The sequence below is a fragment of the Confluentibacter citreus genome, from assembly GCF_002807055.1.
Classification (GTDB): Bacteria; Bacteroidota; Bacteroidia; order Flavobacteriales; family Flavobacteriaceae; genus Confluentibacter; species Confluentibacter citreus.
Window position 1 is genome coordinate 219898 of record NZ_NIXN01000004.1, and the last position, 19651, is coordinate 239548.

A 19651-nucleotide genomic window follows, 5' to 3' on the forward strand; every position below is an offset into this window, starting at 1 on the left:
TTCACTCGAACTGACACTTAGGAAATGATAAAGTTGCAAATGCACAACGGGAAAATTAATATGCTTAAGAATAAGAAATAGCAATAAAAAATAATTAATTTCACTCAAAAAGTGAAATTAATACTTCACGTAATCTACAATTTCTAAACCATAACCAATCATACCAACACGTTTGGTTTGTTCGGTGTTGGAAATCAATCGCAATTTATGGATGTTGATATCGTGCAATATCTGGGCACCAATACCAAAATCCCTATTATCCATATTGATTTTTGGTGCTTTGGTTACCATATTGCTTTTTTGATTTTCCTTTAGAAAAGTCAATCGGCTTAATATATCACTGGACTGAATTTGTTGATTGATAAATATGATGGCACCTTTGCCAGCATCATTAATGACCTTGAACATATTATTTAATTGCTCATCAACATTATTGGTTAAGGTTCCTAAAATATCATTATTAACCAAGGTAGAATTGATTCTGGTAAGCACTGGTTCGTCGTCTTTCCATTGTCCTTTTGTTAATGCTATATGTGTTTGATTGTTAGTGGTTTGATTATAGGCTCTTAATCTAAAGCTTCCAAATCTGGTTTCAATTTGAAAGTCTTCTTTTTTCTCAATTAACGAATCGTGTTGCATTCTGTAGGCAACCAAGTCCTCAATAGAAACGATTTTAAGATTCAATTTTTTTGCAACATCAATTAACTGTGGCAATCGTGCCATGCTACCATCTTCATTCATGATTTCCACAATAACACCAGCCGGTTGTAAACCTGCTAATCTTGCAAAATCGATGGCGGCTTCTGTATGTCCTGTGCGTCTTAACACGCCACCTTCCTTTGCTATTAAAGGAAAAATATGCCCAGGTCTTGACAAATCGTGCGGTTTTGTGTTTACATCAATCAAGGATTTTACCGTTTTCGCTCTATCAGCTGCAGAAATTCCTGTAGTTACGCCATGGCCTCTTAAATCGACAGAGACTGTAAAGGCCGTTTCCATGTGGTCTGTATTGATGGTTACCATCATGTCCAATTGCAATTCTTTGCAACGTTTTTCGGTAAGTGGCGCACATATTAGGCCTCTACCTTGAGTTGCCATAAAATTGATCATTTCTGGCGTCACTTTATCTGCGGCGGCTACAAAATCGCCTTCATTTTCACGGTTAGCGTCATCTACAACAATAATCACTTTTCCATTTCGAATGTCTTCAATAGCATCATGAATGGTATTTAATTTAAACTGTTGCATATTGTATTTTGGTTCGGTCTCAATCATCATGTTGCAAAGGTATTGCTTATTTTAAAAAATCTAAACAATTTTGTTTTAAGTCTTCCTTGATTTTGGATTTTAAAAATGGGTAAGTCATCATATACAACGGCAGGCCTACAATTAATAAAATGATATGAGGAATTTTTACTTTTTTGTTGATATGCTTAAAAAACTGTCCCAAATTAAACATGGATTTTAAATAATATACAACAAATAATACCAATGAAATCAAACTAAACTGTATAGAAAATGATGCTAGTGATGGTAATTTGTTATTTCTAAAAACGAAAAACAGTACCAATAAAACAACGCCTATGCTATAAAGTACAATAGAGAATTTAGAGTGGTCATTAAAATCCTTAAACAAGGTTTGGGACTTGGAATAATCACTGTTGAATTTAATTTTATCAAGTAAATCTTCCGTTTTTTGTCCCCTTTGGTTCAATAAATTGATAGCTTCATACCGAATGCCTTCATGATATCCCAACAACTCATAATTATTGATAACATTTATGAGTTCTTCGTTTTTGAATTTGTATAAAAACTTATAATCAATAGAGTCATCTTCTTTGATATTGAACATTTTCTTGATAGGTTCCATAATATGATCCATTTCGAACAACCCTCTATCTTCGGTAGCTCTTTTCGTAAAATAGATACCCAACGGCAGCATGATTAGTGTAGAAACCCAAGGGGCGATAAGCGGATTTAAACCACCACTTTTAGCACTATTTGTGGCGAAAATACCAATAAAATGGTAAGTTAAAAAAATAAGAATAGCGACAATCATTGGGAGTCCAATGCCTCCTTTCCGAATTAAAGCACCAAGAGGCGCTCCCACAAAAAACAAAATAATACACGCAAAACCCAGTGCTAATTTTTCATGTAATGAAATAATATGTCTGTTGTAAATAATAGTATCTGTTTTTATATTGGTTTTTTTTACTTCAAGGAACTGTTGATCGTTACCTATAGTGCTAACGGATGTTCTTACAAATTGAACTTTTTTATTTGTTGTGAATAAATCTAGAATATTTCCAGTATATATGGAATCAGATTTAACTGCTGTACTATCTTTTAACTGCATTCTTTTTGTTAAAGCAGCAGCATTTTTATCTATATTACTGCGTAAGTAAAGAGATTTGGAGAATACCTGATGTTCCTCTTCATACTTATTGGTAAGCGAATCCAGTGTATAGTCTAGTCCGCTAATATTAAGCATGTTATATTTGTCTGTTAAAGATTTATCGTCAATATTTACATTATTCATTTGCGATAAATCGATGTTTATGGTATAGGTTTTAAACGTACTTTTTGCAAATGGTTTTTTTTCTCTTTCTACAACGTCTTTGGGAAGTAAGTCATTATAATAGTTACCGTCTTTAAGGACAAGTTTCAATACATTGGACTCTTCATTACTTATAAGCTCTCCGGTTTTGGATTTTATGGTTTCGGCAATTCGTCTTCCAGCAGCATCTTTTATATGAATGGTGACATTTTTTAAATACCTATCATTATCACCACTTTTATCTTCAACTTTAATATTGTAATTATTAACTTCATTAAACTGACCTTTAGCAATGGCCATTGCAGGTTGTAACTTTGCAATATTTGTACGAAGATTGAAGGAGTTGTATTCTGCCCAAGGAATCACATTGTTTGCGAATATAAATGTCGTAAACCCAAGAATCACTATAAAAAGACTCAGCCCAGACATAGCACGTTGGAGCGAAATACCCGTAGATTTCATAGCGGCAAACTCATAGTTCTCGGCAAAACTTCCAAAAACCATGATGGACGCTAGTAATATGGTTAGGGGCAATACAAGTGGGATGAGTTTTGGTAAAAAATAAAACAGGAATTTAAATATGACCCAAATATCTAAATCCTTTCCAGCTAATTCCCTTATATACAGCCAAATGGTTTGTAGTGCAAAAATTAGTATGAGAATGGAAAACACACTAATGAAAGTTTTAAGGTACGTTGTTAGTATGTAGCGGTCTAATATTTTCACACGTAATTAACCTAATCTAGTTTATTGATGTAGTAGTCTTTGTACTTAGTGGCATCAAAGTTAAATAAGGTTTTCGATAAAGGCTCATTTGTTTTAAAAGAATTAACGGTCAATGTTGTTTTGGTACCATTTTTTCCAATTTGAATGAGTGTGTAAATATGTTTTGTTTGTGCATCAACGCCTAGAAGAATGTAATTAATCTCTGAATTGGAATCGATAGGAGTCAATTTTACATACTGAATTTTTCTGCCTTGCACATTTTGTTCTATATCTAATGCATAGGTATAGCCCTCTTCATAAAACGAAAGCATTTTGCTAGGAGTTATGTTATCTTCAGAATCTTCATTTTGCGAAGAAATAGTGACTTCTTCATCTTCAGGACTGATGCTATACAGCTTTTTTCCATCAAACAAACGCGTAATACCAAGTATGTTCAATTTGTATTTATCTCCTTGTAAAATCACATCGCCACGTGTTTCTTGCTTTATCTTTTCAGCCGTATTTTCTAAAACATATTTAAAATCGATGGAAATGTTTTGATAGCTTTTTACTTTTTGGGATACTTCGTTTAAAAGCGCCTTGCCTTTATTTTGCGAAAAACTATTAAGGGCTAGTGTTAAAAATAATAAGGTTATGGTGTTTCTAATGTTCATTTTTTTATTTATAAAATTTCATTTTCTAAAAACTTATCTAAAGATGTTAAATCTGTTATTAAAACCTGTCTGGCTTTACTGCCTTCAAACGGCCCTACAATACCCGCAGCTTCTAATTGATCGATTAATCGTCCTGCACGGTTGTAACCTAATTTTAATTTACGCTGTAGCAAAGAAGCAGAACCTTGTTGCGCTTGTACGATAACAATGGCTGCATCTCTAAATAGTTTATCTCTTTCGGAGATGTCTATATCAATACTCATGCCACTTTCCTCCCCAACATATTCGGGTAGGGCATAAGCTTCTGGATAGGCTTTTTGCGACCCTATAAAGTCTGTTAATCGCTCAACTTCAGGCGTGTCAATAAAAGCACATTGTACCCTGGTAACATCATTTCCTTGTGTGAACAACATGTCGCCGCGACCAATAAGTTGGTCGGCACCAGAACTATCCAAAATAGTTCTTGAATCTATTTTTGAAGTTACTCTAAAAGCTATTCTGGCAGGGAAATTGGCTTTAATAATACCAGTGATCACGTTTACGGATGGTCTTTGGGTAGCAATAATTAAATGGATACCAATGGCACGAGCTAATTGGGCCAATCTTGCAATAGGGGTTTCTACTTCCTTTCCAGCAGTCATAATTAAATCGGCAAACTCATCAACCACCAAAACAATATATGGTAAAAATTGATGGCCTTCATTCGGATTCAATTTTCTGGCTTTAAATTTCACGTTATATTCTGCAATGTTTCTACAAAGTGCATTTTTAAGCAGTTCATAACGGTTATCCATTTCAATACATAATGAATTTAAGGTATTGATAACCTTTGTGTTGTCTGTTATAATAGCATCTTCGCTATCTGGTAATTTTGCTAAATAATGGCGCTCAATTTTATTAAAAAGTGTGAGTTCCACCTTTTTCGGATCTACCAAAACGAACTTCACTTCTGCAGGATGTTTTTTATAAAGTAATGATGTTAGAACGGCATTTAGCCCAACCGATTTCCCTTGTCCTGTAGCACCCGCCATAAGTAAATGTGGCATTTTGGCTAAATCTACCACCAAGGTTTCGTTGCTAATGGTTTTTCCTAAGGCAATAGGAAGTTGCATATCGGAACTTTGAAACCTTTTAGAGGCTATGACCGAGCGCATGGAAACAACCGTTGCGTTTTTATTAGGCACTTCTATACCAATGGTTCCTTTACCAGGAATGGGCGCAATAATACGAATACCAAGCGCAGAAAGCGACAGGGCAATATCATCTTCTAGATTTTTGATTTTTGAGATACGAATGCCTGCATCTGGAACAATTTCATAAAGGGTTACCGTTGGCCCAATAGTTGCCTTAATACTGGCAATACCAATACTGTAATTTTTTAGGGTATCTACAATTTTGTTTTTATTGTCCTCTAACTCTTCTTGATTGATGGTGATGCTTTCAGAATCGTATTTTGTCAATAAATCCAAAGGTGGAAACTGATAGTTCCCAAGTTCTAGAGTTGGGTCGAATTGACCGAAGTCCTCAACCAATTTATTGGCTAGATTGTCAGTTTCAGACAGTTCTTCTTTAACTTTCACAACTTTCATTTCTATGGCTTCCAATTCGTCCATTTCCATGTCATCGTCATCGGCAACAACGTTTACTTTTAATGCAGAGGCGTTGTCTTTCCTAATAATTTTTTCCTTGGGAATGTCTTCAACTTCTACAGGTAAATCAAAGGCCGATTTAATATCCTCAGCTTCAACGGAAAGATTATTATCAAAAGTCATAGAAAACTCATCGTCCCTATTCGTGGCAAACTCCTCTTTGATATCTTTTTTCGCAAAAGAAAACAGTTTGGCAAAACTTTCAAAAGTCAGTTTAAAGCGAATCGCCAAATAGGTTATCAAACAAAATAGGAGTAGGAGAACAGTACCTATGATGCCAATATAATCTTGTAAATACGAATTTAACTCAAAGCCTATAGCGCCACCAAGATTATCATTTAAAGTGACAAAAAAGCCAAAAAAAGTAGATAGCCAAATAATGACTATAAGTCCCCAAAACCAATGTTTTCTGAGTTTTGCCTTATCAATATCCATCAAGACATAAACGCCAGACAGAAAAATAAGTACAGAAAATATGAATGAAGAAACTCCAAATCCACGATGTATAAAAAAATCACTTAACCAAGCGCCACTTTTACTTAACCAATTTTTAGACACGGTCTCACGTGATGCAAAATTTGCCAAGCTACTTTGGTCTGCTTCCCCGGTAAAAAAGAAAGATACAAAGGCTATAAATAGCAAAATACCAAAAATAGCTAAAAAGCTCCCTAGTACCAATTTTTGCTGGCTAGATAGCTTAAAGCTTGGCATTTTTAAGGTTTTTTTTGGTGTTTTATTAGTTTCGGTTTTTTTCTTCGCCATTAATGGATTGTTGTTTCAAAATTGAGATCCTGAAACCAGTTCAGGACTTAATTGTTTTCACAATTAAGCAAAAATACAAATTACTAACGTTTATCCTAAAGGTAATAGTATTTTAAAAAATTTTAGGAATGTATATAATAAAACCAACAACAATAGCGAAGATAGAAGCTAAAAACACGGCACCAGCAGCGATGTCTTTTATATTTCCTATTTTTTTATGATGTTCTGGATGTATAAAATTTGCTAGTTCTTCAATAGCTGTATTAATGCCCTCAATACTAACAACCAATCCGATTGCCAAAAATTGAATAAGCCATTCGGTTGTTGATATTTGATAATAAAAACCAGCAATAGTCATAATAATTCCTATTCCAAATTGCACTTTAATGCTCGGCTCAGTTTTCAAAAGAAACAAAGCCCCTTTGAAAGCATAGCCAATACTTTTTATTCTACTAACTAAGAAAGAATCTTTTTTATTCATTAACCAAAGCTTTTAAGGCTGCTTCATAATTCGGTTCCTGACCAATTTCTGGAACTTGTTCGGTATAAATAATACTTCCGTTATTATCAATTATGATAATACATCTGGAATGTAATGCGTCAAACGCACCACTTGTTATAAGTAATCCATAGGTTTTGCCAAAAGCTCCTGTTTTAAAGTCAGAAAGCATAACCACATTTTCAATGCCTTCCGCAGCACAAAATTCTTTTTGCGCAAAAGGTAAATCCCTGGATATACAAAGCACTTTTACATTATTTAAAGACGCCGCCGTTTTGTTAAATGCTCTTACAGACGATGAGCATACCCTTGTATTGACACTTGGAAAAATATTTAATATAAGATGACTTCCTTTAAAATCTTCCAATGTTTTGGTGGACAAATCCAGTGAAGCCAATTCAAAATTAGGTGCTTTTGAGCCTACAGAAGGTAAGTTGCCTGATGTTTCAATTTTATTTCCCCCCAATGTTATAGTTGCCATAAAGATGTTTATTTTTTAGGCTCAAAAATAGACATTACTAGGTAATAAACAGAAATGTTTTAAAATAATATTCAAACACTAAAAATCTTGATTAGACTATGTATTTACTGGGGTTAACACAATAATTGAATTTTTTGGTCTATTAATAAAATGTTAACAAGCAAAAATTTTTAAAACCGATGTTTGATAATTTTCGTTAGTGTGGTATAATCTAAAAAAATTGTTTAATCTAAACTTGAAATTATGAAAACATTACATTTATTAAAAACTGGTTTATTCACCATGGCATTAATTACGTCAACTGCTGTTTTTTCCCAAGGTCAAATGGCAAAAGAAGATACTAAAATGGTTGGAGGTGCTGCCATGTACCCTACAAAAAATATTGTAGAAAATGCTGTTAACTCAAAAGACCACACCACACTTGTTGCTGCTGTTAAAGCTGCAGATTTAGTGGATGTGCTTATGAGTGAAGGACCATTTACCGTATTTGCTCCAACCAATGATGCTTTTGCTAAGTTACCTAAAGGCACTGTAGAAAACTTGTTAAAACCAGAAAACAAAGCGACTTTACAAACCGTTTTAAAATACCACGTTGTAGCTGGTAAATGGAATGCAAAAGACGTTCTTAAAATGATTAAAGATGGTAATGGTAAAGCCATGATTAAAACGGTTAGTGGAGGGGCATTAACCGCTTGGTTAAAAGGAAAAGAGGTATATGTTACAGATGAGAATGGAAATTCCGCAAAAGTAACTATAGCAGATGTTAACCAATCTAATGGTGTTATTCATGTAGTTGATTCGGTACTTTTACCAAAATCATAAATAACACAAGAATTAGTCAATAAAAAAGCCATTTCATTATTAATGAAATGGCTTTTTTGATTATCAAATTTTAGTTTTTCTACTTATCAATTGACCCCAAAACACGTTGCATAAAAGTGTTTAAAGCTTCTTTTTTAGGCGTGCCTTCTTTTATCATTTTATTCACTTCAATGGCGCCATACATGTTTGAAATTAGTTCGCCAATCACATCCAATTCTTCATCTTTTAAAGAAGATACTTCAGTTAGTGCTTCAAGTGTTTCAATGGTTTCAACCACAAAATCCTCATCATTATCCTCAATAAATTGAGTAAGATGTTTAATTACTGGTAACTTCATTGACTAAATCGTTTAAAACCTCAAATTTATTTGTCTGAACTTGATTTACAAATGCACCATTTTTGAAAGTAGCAAATGTTGGTAAATTGTCTACAGTTGCCAATTTTCTTGAATTTGGAAATTTTTCAGCATCAGCAATCACAAACTTAGCATGCTCATTTTCGGAAGACAATTTTTTGAACTTTGGCTTCATAATTCGGCAGTTTCCACACCAAGTTGCAGCATATTGTACAACAACAATGTCGTTACTATTAATAATCTCTTGCAAGTTATCTTCTGATAATTCTTCCATATTCTGTATGTGTTATATTTATTAGTGAGAAGCTAAATAACTAGCCACACCACTTCTGTTAGCACTCATCGCATCTTTACCTTCTTCCCAATTTGCAGGACAAACTTCACCGTGTTTTTGATTGTGGGCTAAGGCATCAATTAGACGCAAATACTCATTCACATTTCTACCTAAAGGCATATTATTAATGCTTTCATGTTGCACCAAACCATTTTCATCAATTAAATATGTAGCTCTGTAAGTAACATTGTCACCTTCTAATAAAACTGTGCCAGTTTCTTCATCATAGGTTTCTTTGGTAATATCCAAAATACCTAAAATGCTGGAAAGGTTTCTATTACTGTCTGCAAGGATAGGATAGGTAACACCTTCTATACCGCCATTATCTTTTGATGTGTTTAACCAAGCAAAATGTACTTCTGGAGTATCGCAAGAAGCACCAATAAGAATCGTATTTCTTTTTTCGAATTCACCAATGGCTGCTTGAAAAGCGTGTAATTCGGTCGGACAAACAAAAGTAAAATCTTTTGGATACCAGAATAAAAGTACTTTTTTGTTATTGTTAACAGCTTCTTCTAGAACGTTTACTTTAAAAGTATCGCCCATATCATTCATGGCGTCAACGTTTAAATTTGGGAATTTTTTACCAACTAATGTCATATGTATTAATGTTTTTAAAATTATTATTTTGTGCAAACTTAGTTCAACGATACAGTCTTTTTGATAAATATTAATTATTAAATTTTATAAGGTAATAGATTTTTAATATGGCATCAAAAAACCTCACCTTGCTTTAATAATTAGGTAAAATATGATGCTTGAAAATATAGACTTGATAAAATGGTAGTGTTTTTTTATGGAAAATTATTTAGAGGTCAGCATTTTAATTTTTATTTTGAATGCCGCAAAAAGTAATGTCATAAATGGGCTCAACCAATTAAAAATGGCATAACCAGCATAGTGTAAGGTATCAACCCCTAAAACACTACTTTGATAAGCGCCGCAGGTATTCCAAGGTACTAAAACAGATGTTACCGTACCGCTGTCTTCCAAGGTTCTTGATAGATTTTCTGGAGCCAATCCTTTATCTTTAAAAGCTTTAGCATACATTTTACCAGGCACCACAATAGAAAGGTATTGATCGCTCGCGGTGATATTAATAGTCAAACAACTCGCTACCGTACTTGCAAATAAGCCAAAAGTAGTATGGAATAATTTTAAAAGGGCTTTGCTAATGGTTGTCAATGCACCTATGGCATCCATGATACCGCCAAACACCATAGCACATAATATGAGCCAAATAGTTCCCATCATTTTGCTCATTCCTCCAGACGTAAACAATCCTTTTAAGGCTTCGTTGTCTGTTGGTATCGAGGTTTCAACCGTGATGGCATTCATCATGCCTTTGTATCCAGTAGAAAAATCTAAAGTTGTGCCACCACCAATTGCTGTTATAATATTAGGTTGAAAAATAAGGGCTGCAACACCACCTAGCAATGTGCCAATTAGAAGTGCAATCAATGGCGATGTTTTTTTAACAATTAAAAAAATAACCAGTATGGGTACTATAAACAGCCAAGGACTCACATTAATGGATTTTTCAAGAGCTTCTAAAAGCGTATTTGTATCTGCAACGCCTTTGGTTTCCAAATTCAGACCAATGATAACAAAAACGATCAACGTAATGATGATGGTTGGCGTTGAGGTGTAAAGCATGTATCGAATGTGCGTAAACAAATCGCTTCCAGCCATGGCGGGTGCTAAATTTGTAGTATCACTCATGGGCGAAATTTTATCTCCAAAATACGAACCAGATAAAACAGCACCTGCCGTCATTCCTAAAGGTACCCCCAAAGCATCTGCAATACCAATAAGAGCAATACCCACCGTAGCAGATGTGGTCCAGCTACTTCCTGTAGCAACAGAAATAATGGCACAAATAATGACGCAAGCAGCCAAAAATATTGTGGGATTTAAAACCTGTAAACCATAATAAATCATCGTTGGAATAATACCACTTATTAGCCAGGTTCCAGCAAGTGCTCCAACCATGAGTAAAATAAGAAGCGCACCGGTAGTCGATTTAATATTTTCGGCTACTTCTTCCATCATTTGTGCAAAGGTCACTTTATTAAAAAAACCAATGATGGCGGCAACAGCGCCTCCAAGTAATAATATAAACTGATTGGAGCCACTCAACGCATCATTACCAAAAACAAAGACATTATAAGCCAACATACCTACAAGTATGAATATAGGAATTAAGGCTTCCCAAATACTTAATTGTTTGTTTTCAACAATATGTTCGTCTTGTGGTAGTGTTGGTTTTATGTTTTGGCTATCCATATTATTCTAGAATTTATCCTCGTAATAATACAATTTTCGTAAACGCTATGCAAATGGTTACTGTTCTTAAATAAAAGCATGATGATATAAAGGGATTGAGTTTCTAATAATTAAAAATTAGCCATTAATTTCATTAAAACAACCGTTGAAAATATGAGTCGTGAAAATTTGCGTAATGCGTGTCTTGTTATTATTAATTTGGAGTAACCTTAAAAGGTTATCATAATAATTTTAGAATCTTTTTACTACTTTTAACCAACAATTTTTCCATCTAACCAAAATTAATCATGAAACACCTAAGCTATATTATTTTAGGAATTATTATCGGGGCAGTTCTTACTTATTATTTTTGTCCCAGAGTTGTGCAACCTCCAGAGAAGATTATAAAACCAAAAGGCGTTATTTCCATTGAACAGGCGCAAGCATTGAGTGATAACTGGACGCTATACCGAAAACCAGCTGTAGATTCCGCTGCCAAAAAGCAGGGCAGGGAGCAAGATGACCGCTCAACGTACTGGGATTTAGAAGATATTGAAAACTATTTAGGGTATGCCAAGAATTACTCAGATAGTTTAGGGTATACCATGACAGGTATTAGAGTGTATCTTGGTGAATATGGCGAAAATGCTGGACAAACTAAAAAAAATCTAACTACCATGATTATTGTGCCAACTGGGCATAAAGTTAAATCTCAGGCTAGCAGTCTTAATATGAATTTTCAAGGAGGTAAGGGAGGTATACCCGTGCCACCTTTAAATGAAGGTGAAGGAGGGGAGCAAGGTTACCCAAAATAAATATATGGATGAATTCATACTAAAAAATTACTCATTAATCACCCGTATGGTAGAGTTTACCGCTGCTATCACGGGTATTTTTTTGTTGCGTAAGTATAAAAATAAAGAAGTTAAACATTTTATTTATTTTTTGGTATTTGTAGCCATTTGCGATTTGTTGAGTTCGTATACAAGATATGTTCTTGATGATCGTTTTTTATCATTCTTAATTGGAACCAAAATAGAAAAGAACCATTGGTGGGCTACCTTATTTTGGAAAATAGGAGCCATTGTATTTTATTCTTATTATTATCAAAATATTTTGATCACACCCTTGTTTAAAAAAGTAATTAAAATAGCGATTAGTTTGTTTTTGATATTCTCGACATTTTATATCATTTTCCATTGGCAAGATTTTTTTATTCGCTTTTTTCCAATTATTAGTGTTTTGGGTGCTATTATTATCATTTTATGCACCATATTGTATTTCTTTGAATTGCTTCAAAGTGATAACATTTTAACATTTTACAAATCCATAAACTTCTATATTAGTGCTGCCATTTTCATTTGGTGGCTTATAATTACCCCTATTGTTTTTTTTGATCAATATCAAGCATATATATATAATGTTTACGAAAGGGATTGGGATTATATATATCTTAGAAGGTATATTTATTTATCATGCAATGTATTAATGTACGGTACTTTTACTTTTGCCTTAATATTTTGCAGACCAAAAACCCTAGAAAGTTGATTGTATGTTTTTCAATTCATTCTTAATGTTATTACAGAATAAATTACCAAAGAGTTCTGATGCAGAGCGCTATTTACTTATCTATATGATAGCTATTTTGGTACTTGTTTCCTCATTGGTTATCCTATTTTTTATAGTGTTTTTAAAGCGGAAAAACAAATTGCTTTTAGATCAAATAAAGCAGCAACAAGCTTTTGAAGCGGAAATTGCAAATGCACAAACGGAAACCCAAGAACAAACCTTAAAGAATATTGGTTGGGAACTTCATGATAATGTGGGGCAGTTATTGTCGTTTGCCAGTATGCAATTAAGTATTTTAAAAATGCAAGTATCAGATGATGTGAAAGAAAAATTTAAAGAAACCTCGGAGGCTCTAAAAGAAAGTTTAGCGGAAGTCAGGCTGCTTTCCAAAACACTAAATAATGAGGTGGTTCTTAATATTGGTTTTGAAAAGTCCATAACCAATGAATTGAACCGATTGAAGAAGATGAAGTTTACATCAGCCGAACTTCGGGTAATTGGTGAAAAACAGCCATTTGCCGACAGAAAACACGAAATCATTATTTTTAGGATTATTCAAGAGTTTTTATCTAACTCAGTTAAATATTCAGATGCCGAAAATTTAAGTATCATTCTGAATTATCAACAAAATAATCTTATCATCACAATGAAAGATGATGGTAAAGGATTTAATATTGACAGTGTTGAAAAAGGGTCTGGTTTGCTAAACATGAAGAGTCGAGCCACGTTGATCAATGCGAAATTGGACTTGACATCTGAACCCAATGAAGGCGTTACTTTAGTATTGAATTATTCATTTTAACAAGCATTCCAAATCGCATCATGAGGTGGAGGCGCAATAATGTTTATTACTTCATTACTTACGGGATGAATAAAGTTAATTTGCCTGGCATGCAGATGAATACTGGCATCAGGATTACTTCTATCAAAACCATATTTTAAATCACCTTTAATCGGGCAACCAATACTCGCTAATTGTGAGCGTATTTGGTGATGCCTGCCTGTTTCCAAATTCACTTCCAATAAAAAATAATTGTCTAGTTTTTTTAAAACCTTATAATGAAGAATCGCTTTTTTGCTATCAGTCACTTCTTTAATATGTGCAACTGATTTATTGTTTATTGGATTTTTTTTCAACCAGTGAATTAAAGTGTCCTCAAGCTTTTTAGGTTCATTTTTAACAATCGCCCAATATGTTTTTTTTGCTTCTTTGTCAACAAAAAGTTTATTTAATCTGGGTAGTGATTTACTTGTTTTTGCAAAAATAACAAGGCCGGTTGTAGGTCTATCAAGGCGATGTACCACCCCTAAATACACATTACCAGGCTTATTATATTTTTCGGCTATATATTCTTTTACAACCTCGCTCAAAGGCTTATCGCCCGTTTTATCCCCTTGTACAATATCCCCTGCACGTTTGTTGACAACAATGATGTGGTTGTCTTCGTAGAGAACTTGTAAATTAGACTTATTAGATAAGGTTTTAGACATGTTAGAATTTTAGACTGCTTAGAAATTTAGACTAGTTAGATGGTTAGATTGTTTGACTTCTTAGAATTGATAGATTTTTAGAGTTGATTTGAATTTGGAAATCATTTTGATAATTTCATCCAATTCTTTTGAAATCTCCTGTAATTCAAGTTCGGTAATAAATTTTAAATCGAAGGAAATAAGCAATTGTGTTTCAATTTCATAACAAGACCCTAGAGTGATTTCTAAAAACCTTGAAAAATCTTTATTGGATTTTCTAGAAGAACCTTCAGCAATATTAGAAGCTATTGAAACAGAAGCTCTACGAAGTTGATTAGTTAAACCAAATTTTTCTGATTCTGGAAAATTAGAAGTTAACTTATAAACCTCTGAGCAAAATAATCTACTTCTTTTCCAAATCTCCAGTTCTTTAAATCGATGCATTTTTTAATAGATTTTTAGATTGTTAGACTATCTTCGATCGTTAGATATTTATTTTTTAAAATTACCAGATTCTTTACTAACAAGTCTAAAATTCTAACAAGTCTAACTAGTCTAAGATAGTCTAACCTAATATTGTTCATTCCCATTAGGAAAATCAACGGCTTTTACATCGCTAACATATTGTGTAATAGCGGTAGTCATATCCTCATATAAATTCATATACCGACGTAAAAACCTTGGGTGGAATTCATGGGTCATTCCCAACATATCATGTAAAACCAAGACTTGTCCGTCCACATCACGTCCCGCACCAATTCCTATGATAGGAATACTAACGCTTTCAGCAACTTCCTTGGCAAGTTTGGCTGGGATTTTTTCCAATACGATTCCGAAGCAACCAATGCGCTCCAACATTTTGGCATCTTCAATTAAATCCATAGCTTCTTGTTCTTCCTTCGCCCGCACGGTATAGGTTCCGAATTTATAAATGGATTGTGGCGTTAAACCCAAATGCCCCATGACTGGAATCCCAGCATTTAAAATGCGTTTGATGGATTCCTTTATTTCTTTGCCACCTTCCATCTTTACGGCATGTCCGCCACTTTCTTTCATGATTCTAATAGCAGAACGTAAGGCTTCTTTCGGATCACTTTGGTAACTTCCAAAAGGTAAATCAACCACTACCAGCGCCCTGTTTATGGCACGAATTACGGAAGAGGCATGATATATCATTTGATCAAGTGTAATCGGTAAGGTGGTTTCATGCCCCGCCATTACATTACTGGCCGAATCCCCCACAAGAATCACATCTACACCAGCTCCATCAACGATTTTTGCCATGGTGTAATCGTAGGCCGTTAGCATCGATATTTTTTCGCCATTGGCCTTCATATCAACTAAGGTTTTCACGGTAATGCGCTTGTATTCTTTTTTTGCTGTAGACATCGTTTTTGTTTTAATAGAGTGTAAAAGTACTAAATATTATAAAGTTAAATTTCATTAGCAATCCGACATATTAACACCAATAGCTAAACCGCCCTCACTGGTTTCCTTATATTTAGAATTCATATCCTTTGCGGTTTCCCACATGGTATTAACTACTTTATCTAAGGGAACTTTGATATCTTTTGGATTGGTTTCCATTGCCAATTCGGCTGCATTAATCGCTTTTATGGCACCCATGGAATTGCGTTCAATACATGGAATTTGCACTAAGCCGCCAATGGGGTCACAGGTCAATCCCAAATGATGTTCCATGGCAATTTCAGCCGCAATCAATACTTGTTCTGCCGAGCCACCCATCAATTCGGTTAATGCGCCAGCAGCCATCGCCGCTGATACCCCAATTTCCGCTTGGCAACCACCCATAGCAGCAGAAATAGTAGCGCCTTTTTTAAAAATACTACCAATTTCGCCTGCAACCAACAAGAATTTTTTAATATGATTAAAATCGGCTTCATGGTTTTCAATAACCATATAATACATAAGAACTGCCGGGATAACACCAGCACTGCCATTGGTGGGCGCTGTAACGACACGGCCTAAGGAGGCGTTAACTTCATTGACACTTAAAGCAAAACAGCTAACCCATTTAAGAATGCCTCTGAATTTAATCTCTGTTTTACGAATGGCTTCCAACCATTCTTGTGGATTGGAATATAAATTGTTACCTATTAATTTTTCATGGATATCATGTGCACGGCGTTTCACGTTCAACCCACCGGGAAGATTGCCGTTGGTATGGCAACCAATATACATGCATTCTAACATGGTGTTCCAGATACGGCTTAATTCGAAATCTATTTGTTTTTCGGTCCTTATGGATTTTTCGTTTTCCAATACCACATCAGAAATGGATACGTTAAGTTTTTTGCAATAGTCCAAGAGTTCCGTCCCTAAGGTGATGGGGTAAGGAAACGTGTTAAAAATGGACTCTTTTATTTTAGCATTTTTACGTTTTTTCTTGACAACAAAACCACCTCCAATGGAGTAGAATGTGGATTTTTTGTTTTTCCCATTTATAGTTGCCCTGAAAGTTAAGGCATTGGCATGGAAAGGCAAAAAGGTTTTGTTGAATATGATTTGGGTTTTTGGATCAAAAACTATGGGTTTCTCGTTATTTAGATAGAGCGTTTTTGTTTGATGAATGTTATCAATAATCCTTTGGATGTTTTCAGTAGGCACATATTCTGGATCAGCACCACTTAATCCCAGCATGATGGCATAATCGGTAGCATGGCCTTTTCCAGTTAAGGATAATGAACCGTATAAATCAACAGTAATGTTTTCAATGTTGTCAAAACGATTTTTTTCCTTTAATTCCTTAATCCATCGTTCGGCAGCACGCCATGGACCAAGGGTATGGGAACTTGAGGGCCCAATACCAATCTTAAGCATGTCGAAAACTGAGATACATTCCATTTTACAGAAAAAGATTGAAACAAATATAACTTAAATAAAAAGGCTGCCTATAGATTTTCGACAGTCTTTAAAAAAACTATATTCTCTAAGATTAATAAACCTGAAGGAATTATAAAGGTAAGATTAACTTGTGGAAACTGTGGAGAAAACTTAACAAGTCGACTAACAATGGACAACGGGATAATATGACATCATGTCAGTATTTCTTAGTTGGCATAATCATTGACTTTAACACAACGAAGTTAAAAAAGAACATTCAACACAATTAAAAAACATACATATTATGAGTAAAATTATTGGAATCGATTTAGGAACAACCAACTCTTGCGTTTCTGTAATGGAAGGTAACGAACCTGTTGTAATCCCAAACGCAGAAGGTAAACGTACTACACCATCGGTGATTGCTTTTGTAGAAGGCGGCGAAATTAAAGTAGGAGATCCAGCAAAACGTCAAGCAGTTACAAACCCAACAAAAACGGTTTATTCCATTAAACGTTTTATGGGAAATAAATATTCTGAATCTCAAAAAGAAGCAGAACGCGTACCATATAAAGTTGTAAAAGGCGATAACGACACCCCAAGAGTTGATATTGACGGCCGTTTATATACACCACAAGAATTATCGGCTATGATTCTTCAAAAAATGAAGAAAACTGCTGAAGATTATTTGGGAACAACGGTAACAGAAGCAGTTATTACAGTACCTGCTTATTTTAATGACTCACAACGTCAAGCTACTAAAGAAGCTGGTGAAATTGCAGGTTTGAAAGTTCGTAGAATCATCAACGAACCTACGGCTGCTGCATTGGCTTATGGATTGGATAAAAAGGGAAAAGATCAAAAAATTGTGGTATTCGACTTTGGTGGAGGAACACATGACGTATCTATATTAGAGTTAGGCGATGGCGTATTTGAAGTATTGTCAACAGATGGTGATACCCATTTAGGTGGTGATGATGTTGATGAAAAAATCATAGGTTGGTTAGCTGACGAATTTAAATCTGAAGAAGGTATAGACTTGCGTAAAGACCCTATGTCTCTACAACGTTTAAAAGAAGCTGCTGAAAAAGCTAAGATTGAACTATCATCTTCAGCACAAACAGAAATCAACTTACCATATATCACGGCTACAGCAAGTGGACCAAAACACTTAGTGCGTTCATTAACACGTTCTAAATTCGAACAGTTAATTGACGACTTAGTAAAACGTACCATTGCACCTTGTGAATCTGCTTTAAAAGCTGCAGGATTATCAAAAACCGATATTGATGAAGTGATCTTGGTAGGTGGTTCTACACGTATCCCAGCAGTTCAAGCTGCTGTTGAAAAATTCTTCGGAAAAGTACCAAGTAAAGGTGTTAATCCAGATGAAGTAGTCGCATTAGGAGCAGGTATTCAAGGAGGTGTATTGTCTGGAGATGTAAAAGATGTATTGCTATTAGATGTGACTCCATTATCACTTGGTATTGAAACTATGGGTAATGTAATGACCAAACTTATTGAAGCTAATACAACGATTCCGACTAAGAAATCACAAGTATTCTCTACAGCAGCAGATAATCAGCCATCAGTTGAAATACATGTATTGCAAGGAGAAAGAGCTATGGCAGCCGACAATAAAACAATCGGACGTTTTCATTTAGATGGTATTCCACCAGCAAGACGTGGAACGCCACAAATTGAAGTGACTTTTGATATTGATGCAAACGGTATCATTCACGTAACCGCCGGCGATAAAGCTACAGGAAAAACTCAAAATATCCGTATTGAAGCATCTTCTGGTTTAACTGAAGAAGAAATCAAAAGGATGAAAGCAGATGCAGAAGCAAATGCAGAAGCAGATAAAAAAGCAAGGGAAACTGCAGAAAAATTAAATGCAGCTGATGCCATGATTTTCCAAACAGAAAGTCAGTTAAAAGAATTTGGTGATAAATTATCTGATGATAAGAAAAAGCCAATTGAAGATGCCTTGGAAGAACTTAAAAAAGCTTATGAAACTAAAGATTTAGCGGTTATAGACCCAGCTTTAGAAAAAATAAACGAAGCTTGGAAAGTGGCTTCAGAGGAAATGTACAAAGCTCAAGCGGAGGCGCAACAAGGTGGTGCAGCTCCAGGGCCTGATGCAAGCAGCAACGGACAATCATCTGAAAGTAGTGATGTTGAAGACGTAGATTTCGAAGAAGTAAAATAAAATCTTGTCATCCTGTCCCGATAGTTATCGGGATTGTTTCAGGATCTCATAAAAACAAAAACGCAATCAGAAATGGTTGCGTTTTTTTATTCATCAAGTTCTTTACTTAATATTTCATTAAGTATGTATTGAATAGAGCTGCCATCTGCGGGTGGATTATTTATTCTAATTTTGGAGACACTAATTTTATAGGTATAGCCAGTTTCGTATTGCTCGTCAAAACCTTCAATGACATCGTAGAATAGTAACCACTCATTGTCTTTAATAACAGTATTTTCTTGAATTCTATAACAAGTTTGTTCGGCAACACCCGTACAACTTACTCTTTGCGAATCTATCCAAAGGGTGGTATTAATAACATTTTCATTGTCAGAACATGAAATATTTAAAAAGATAAACGCGGCTAAAAAGGTGAATTTAATTTTCATCATCTTGTTTTCTAGAAGATGTAAT

General features: G+C 34.6%; 20 protein-coding genes. 5 read left to right on the plus strand and 15 right to left on the minus strand.

What is annotated here, in order from left to right:
- Window positions 1–117: 117 nt before the first annotated feature.
- From ribB to tpx, 6 genes are all read right to left on the minus strand, one after another.
- On the minus strand, window positions 118–1278 hold the full coding sequence (gene ribB / locus CDH49_RS10075; RefSeq protein WP_100615386.1) for a 3,4-dihydroxy-2-butanone-4-phosphate synthase: 1161 nt from the start codon (window positions 1276–1278) through the stop codon (window positions 118–120).
- Between the two features lie 16 nt (window positions 1279–1294).
- Window positions 1295–3283, minus strand: a complete 1989-nt coding sequence (locus CDH49_RS10080) for an LptF/LptG family permease (protein ID WP_100615387.1) — start codon at window positions 3281–3283, stop codon at window positions 1295–1297.
- Between the two features lie 11 nt (window positions 3284–3294).
- A complete protein-coding gene (locus tag CDH49_RS10085; protein ID WP_100615388.1) occupies window positions 3295–3936 on the minus strand; it encodes a LolA family protein in 642 nt (213 codons plus the stop codon).
- An 8-nt stretch (window positions 3937–3944) separates the two neighbouring features.
- On the minus strand, window positions 3945–6347 hold the full coding sequence (locus CDH49_RS10090; protein WP_100615389.1) for a DNA translocase FtsK: 2403 nt from the start codon (window positions 6345–6347) through the stop codon (window positions 3945–3947).
- Window positions 6348–6459: 112 nt separating this feature from the next.
- Window positions 6460–6828, minus strand: a complete 369-nt coding sequence (locus CDH49_RS10095; protein ID WP_100615390.1) for a diacylglycerol kinase — start codon at window positions 6826–6828, stop codon at window positions 6460–6462.
- Window positions 6821–7327: a thiol peroxidase gene (gene tpx, locus CDH49_RS10100; protein WP_100615391.1), complete on the minus strand. Its 507-nt coding sequence runs from the start codon at window positions 7325–7327 to the stop codon at window positions 6821–6823. Before tpx ends, CDH49_RS10095 begins: the two co-directional genes overlap by 8 nt.
- Window positions 7328–7570: 243 nt before the next feature.
- Here tpx and CDH49_RS10105 point away from each other — a divergent pair, with 243 nt between their 5' ends.
- Window positions 7571–8149 carry a fasciclin domain-containing protein gene (locus tag CDH49_RS10105; RefSeq protein ID WP_100615392.1) on the plus strand — a complete coding sequence of 193 codons (579 nt, stop codon included), beginning with the start codon at window positions 7571–7573 and terminating at the stop codon, window positions 8147–8149.
- Window positions 8150–8228: 79 nt separating this feature from the next.
- Here the strand turns inward: CDH49_RS10105 and CDH49_RS10110 are convergent, their stop codons facing one another.
- From CDH49_RS10110 to nhaC, 4 genes are all read right to left on the minus strand, one after another.
- The gene (locus CDH49_RS10110; RefSeq protein WP_100615393.1) at window positions 8229–8486 is read right to left on the minus strand and encodes a DUF6952 family protein; all 258 of its coding nucleotides are present in this window, start codon (window positions 8484–8486) and stop codon (window positions 8229–8231) included.
- Window positions 8467–8778: a thioredoxin family protein gene (locus CDH49_RS10115; protein ID WP_100615394.1), complete on the minus strand. Its 312-nt coding sequence runs from the start codon at window positions 8776–8778 to the stop codon at window positions 8467–8469. Before CDH49_RS10115 ends, CDH49_RS10110 begins: the two co-directional genes overlap by 20 nt.
- Before the next feature lie 21 nt (window positions 8779–8799).
- Window positions 8800–9438 (minus strand): peroxiredoxin, encoded by a 639-nt coding sequence (locus tag CDH49_RS10120; RefSeq protein WP_100615395.1) that lies wholly within the window; start codon window positions 9436–9438, stop codon window positions 8800–8802.
- Between the two features lie 204 nt (window positions 9439–9642).
- Window positions 9643–11124 carry a Na+/H+ antiporter NhaC gene (nhaC, locus tag CDH49_RS10125; RefSeq protein WP_100615396.1) on the minus strand — a complete coding sequence of 494 codons (1482 nt, stop codon included), beginning with the start codon at window positions 11122–11124 and terminating at the stop codon, window positions 9643–9645.
- Window positions 11125–11411: 287 nt separating this feature from the next.
- Here nhaC and CDH49_RS10130 point away from each other — a divergent pair, with 287 nt between their 5' ends.
- From CDH49_RS10130 to CDH49_RS10140, 3 genes are read left to right on the plus strand one after another with little or no spacing between them, the layout of a single operon-like run.
- The gene (locus tag CDH49_RS10130) at window positions 11412–11918 is read left to right on the plus strand and encodes a hypothetical protein (RefSeq protein WP_100615397.1); all 507 of its coding nucleotides are present in this window, start codon (window positions 11412–11414) and stop codon (window positions 11916–11918) included.
- 4 nt (window positions 11919–11922) lie between these two features.
- A complete protein-coding gene (locus tag CDH49_RS10135; RefSeq protein ID WP_100615398.1) occupies window positions 11923–12651 on the plus strand; it encodes a hypothetical protein in 729 nt (242 codons plus the stop codon).
- A gap of 25 nt (window positions 12652–12676) precedes the next feature.
- Entirely contained in the window at window positions 12677–13474 is a 798-nt protein-coding gene (locus CDH49_RS10140) for a sensor histidine kinase (RefSeq protein WP_100615447.1), read from the plus strand.
- Here the strand turns inward: CDH49_RS10140 and CDH49_RS10145 are convergent.
- The 4 genes from CDH49_RS10145 to CDH49_RS10160 all read right to left on the minus strand — a co-directional run bounded on the left by CDH49_RS10145 (window position 13471) and on the right by CDH49_RS10160 (window position 17007).
- Window positions 13471–14163, minus strand: coding sequence for an RluA family pseudouridine synthase (locus CDH49_RS10145; RefSeq protein ID WP_100615399.1), 693 nt, complete (start codon window positions 14161–14163; stop codon window positions 13471–13473). The two genes, CDH49_RS10140 and CDH49_RS10145, sit on opposite strands and share 4 nt — an antisense overlap.
- A gap of 60 nt (window positions 14164–14223) precedes the next feature.
- The gene (locus CDH49_RS10150) at window positions 14224–14586 is read right to left on the minus strand and encodes a four helix bundle protein (protein ID WP_100615400.1); all 363 of its coding nucleotides are present in this window, start codon (window positions 14584–14586) and stop codon (window positions 14224–14226) included.
- Between the two features lie 126 nt (window positions 14587–14712).
- On the minus strand, window positions 14713–15531 hold the full coding sequence (panB, locus tag CDH49_RS10155; RefSeq protein ID WP_100615401.1) for a 3-methyl-2-oxobutanoate hydroxymethyltransferase: 819 nt from the start codon (window positions 15529–15531) through the stop codon (window positions 14713–14715).
- A gap of 54 nt (window positions 15532–15585) precedes the next feature.
- Window positions 15586–17007, minus strand: coding sequence for an L-serine ammonia-lyase (locus tag CDH49_RS10160; protein ID WP_100615402.1), 1422 nt, complete (start codon window positions 17005–17007; stop codon window positions 15586–15588).
- Between the two features lie 283 nt (window positions 17008–17290).
- Between CDH49_RS10160 and dnaK the strand changes: the two genes are divergently transcribed.
- The gene (gene dnaK / locus CDH49_RS10165; RefSeq protein ID WP_100615403.1) at window positions 17291–19198 is read left to right on the plus strand and encodes a molecular chaperone DnaK; all 1908 of its coding nucleotides are present in this window, start codon (window positions 17291–17293) and stop codon (window positions 19196–19198) included.
- 86 nt (window positions 19199–19284) lie between these two features.
- On the opposite strand, the gene CDH49_RS10170 is transcribed toward dnaK, so the two are convergent.
- Complete coding sequence (locus tag CDH49_RS10170) at window positions 19285–19629, minus strand: DUF4377 domain-containing protein (protein WP_204524819.1); 345 nt, start codon at window positions 19627–19629, stop codon at window positions 19285–19287.
- Window positions 19630–19651 lie beyond the last annotated feature (22 nt).

What these genes read in the sequence shown, in the direction of transcription:
- panB (WP_100615401.1), bottom strand. Translation starts at nt 15,531, where the DNA reads ATGTCTACAGCAAAAAAAGAATACAAGCGCATTACCGTGAAAACCTTA.
- CDH49_RS10135 (WP_100615398.1), top strand. Translation starts at nt 11,923, where the DNA reads ATGGATGAATTCATACTAAAAAATTACTCATTAATCACCCGTATGGTA.
- CDH49_RS10140 (WP_100615447.1), top strand. Translation starts at nt 12,677, where the DNA reads ATGTTATTACAGAATAAATTACCAAAGAGTTCTGATGCAGAGCGCTAT.
- CDH49_RS10105 (WP_100615392.1), top strand. Translation starts at nt 7,571, where the DNA reads ATGAAAACATTACATTTATTAAAAACTGGTTTATTCACCATGGCATTA.
- CDH49_RS10090 (WP_100615389.1), bottom strand. Translation starts at nt 6,347, where the DNA reads ATGGCGAAGAAAAAAACCGAAACTAATAAAACACCAAAAAAAACCTTA.
- CDH49_RS10120 (WP_100615395.1), bottom strand. Translation starts at nt 9,438, where the DNA reads ATGACATTAGTTGGTAAAAAATTCCCAAATTTAAACGTTGACGCCATG.
- CDH49_RS10085 (WP_100615388.1), bottom strand. Translation starts at nt 3,936, where the DNA reads ATGAACATTAGAAACACCATAACCTTATTATTTTTAACACTAGCCCTT.
- CDH49_RS10110 (WP_100615393.1), bottom strand. Translation starts at nt 8,486, where the DNA reads ATGAAGTTACCAGTAATTAAACATCTTACTCAATTTATTGAGGATAAT.
- dnaK (WP_100615403.1), top strand. Translation starts at nt 17,291, where the DNA reads ATGAGTAAAATTATTGGAATCGATTTAGGAACAACCAACTCTTGCGTT.
- CDH49_RS10095 (WP_100615390.1), bottom strand. Translation starts at nt 6,828, where the DNA reads ATGAATAAAAAAGATTCTTTCTTAGTTAGTAGAATAAAAAGTATTGGC.
- ribB (WP_100615386.1), bottom strand. Translation starts at nt 1,278, where the DNA reads ATGATGATTGAGACCGAACCAAAATACAATATGCAACAGTTTAAATTA.
- CDH49_RS10130 (WP_100615397.1), top strand. Translation starts at nt 11,412, where the DNA reads ATGAAACACCTAAGCTATATTATTTTAGGAATTATTATCGGGGCAGTT.
- tpx (WP_100615391.1), bottom strand. Translation starts at nt 7,327, where the DNA reads ATGGCAACTATAACATTGGGGGGAAATAAAATTGAAACATCAGGCAAC.
- nhaC (WP_100615396.1), bottom strand. Translation starts at nt 11,124, where the DNA reads ATGGATAGCCAAAACATAAAACCAACACTACCACAAGACGAACATATT.
- CDH49_RS10145 (WP_100615399.1), bottom strand. Translation starts at nt 14,163, where the DNA reads ATGTCTAAAACCTTATCTAATAAGTCTAATTTACAAGTTCTCTACGAA.
- CDH49_RS10170 (WP_204524819.1), bottom strand. Translation starts at nt 19,629, where the DNA reads ATGATGAAAATTAAATTCACCTTTTTAGCCGCGTTTATCTTTTTAAAT.
- CDH49_RS10160 (WP_100615402.1), bottom strand. Translation starts at nt 17,007, where the DNA reads ATGGAATGTATCTCAGTTTTCGACATGCTTAAGATTGGTATTGGGCCC.
- CDH49_RS10150 (WP_100615400.1), bottom strand. Translation starts at nt 14,586, where the DNA reads ATGCATCGATTTAAAGAACTGGAGATTTGGAAAAGAAGTAGATTATTT.
- CDH49_RS10115 (WP_100615394.1), bottom strand. Translation starts at nt 8,778, where the DNA reads ATGGAAGAATTATCAGAAGATAACTTGCAAGAGATTATTAATAGTAAC.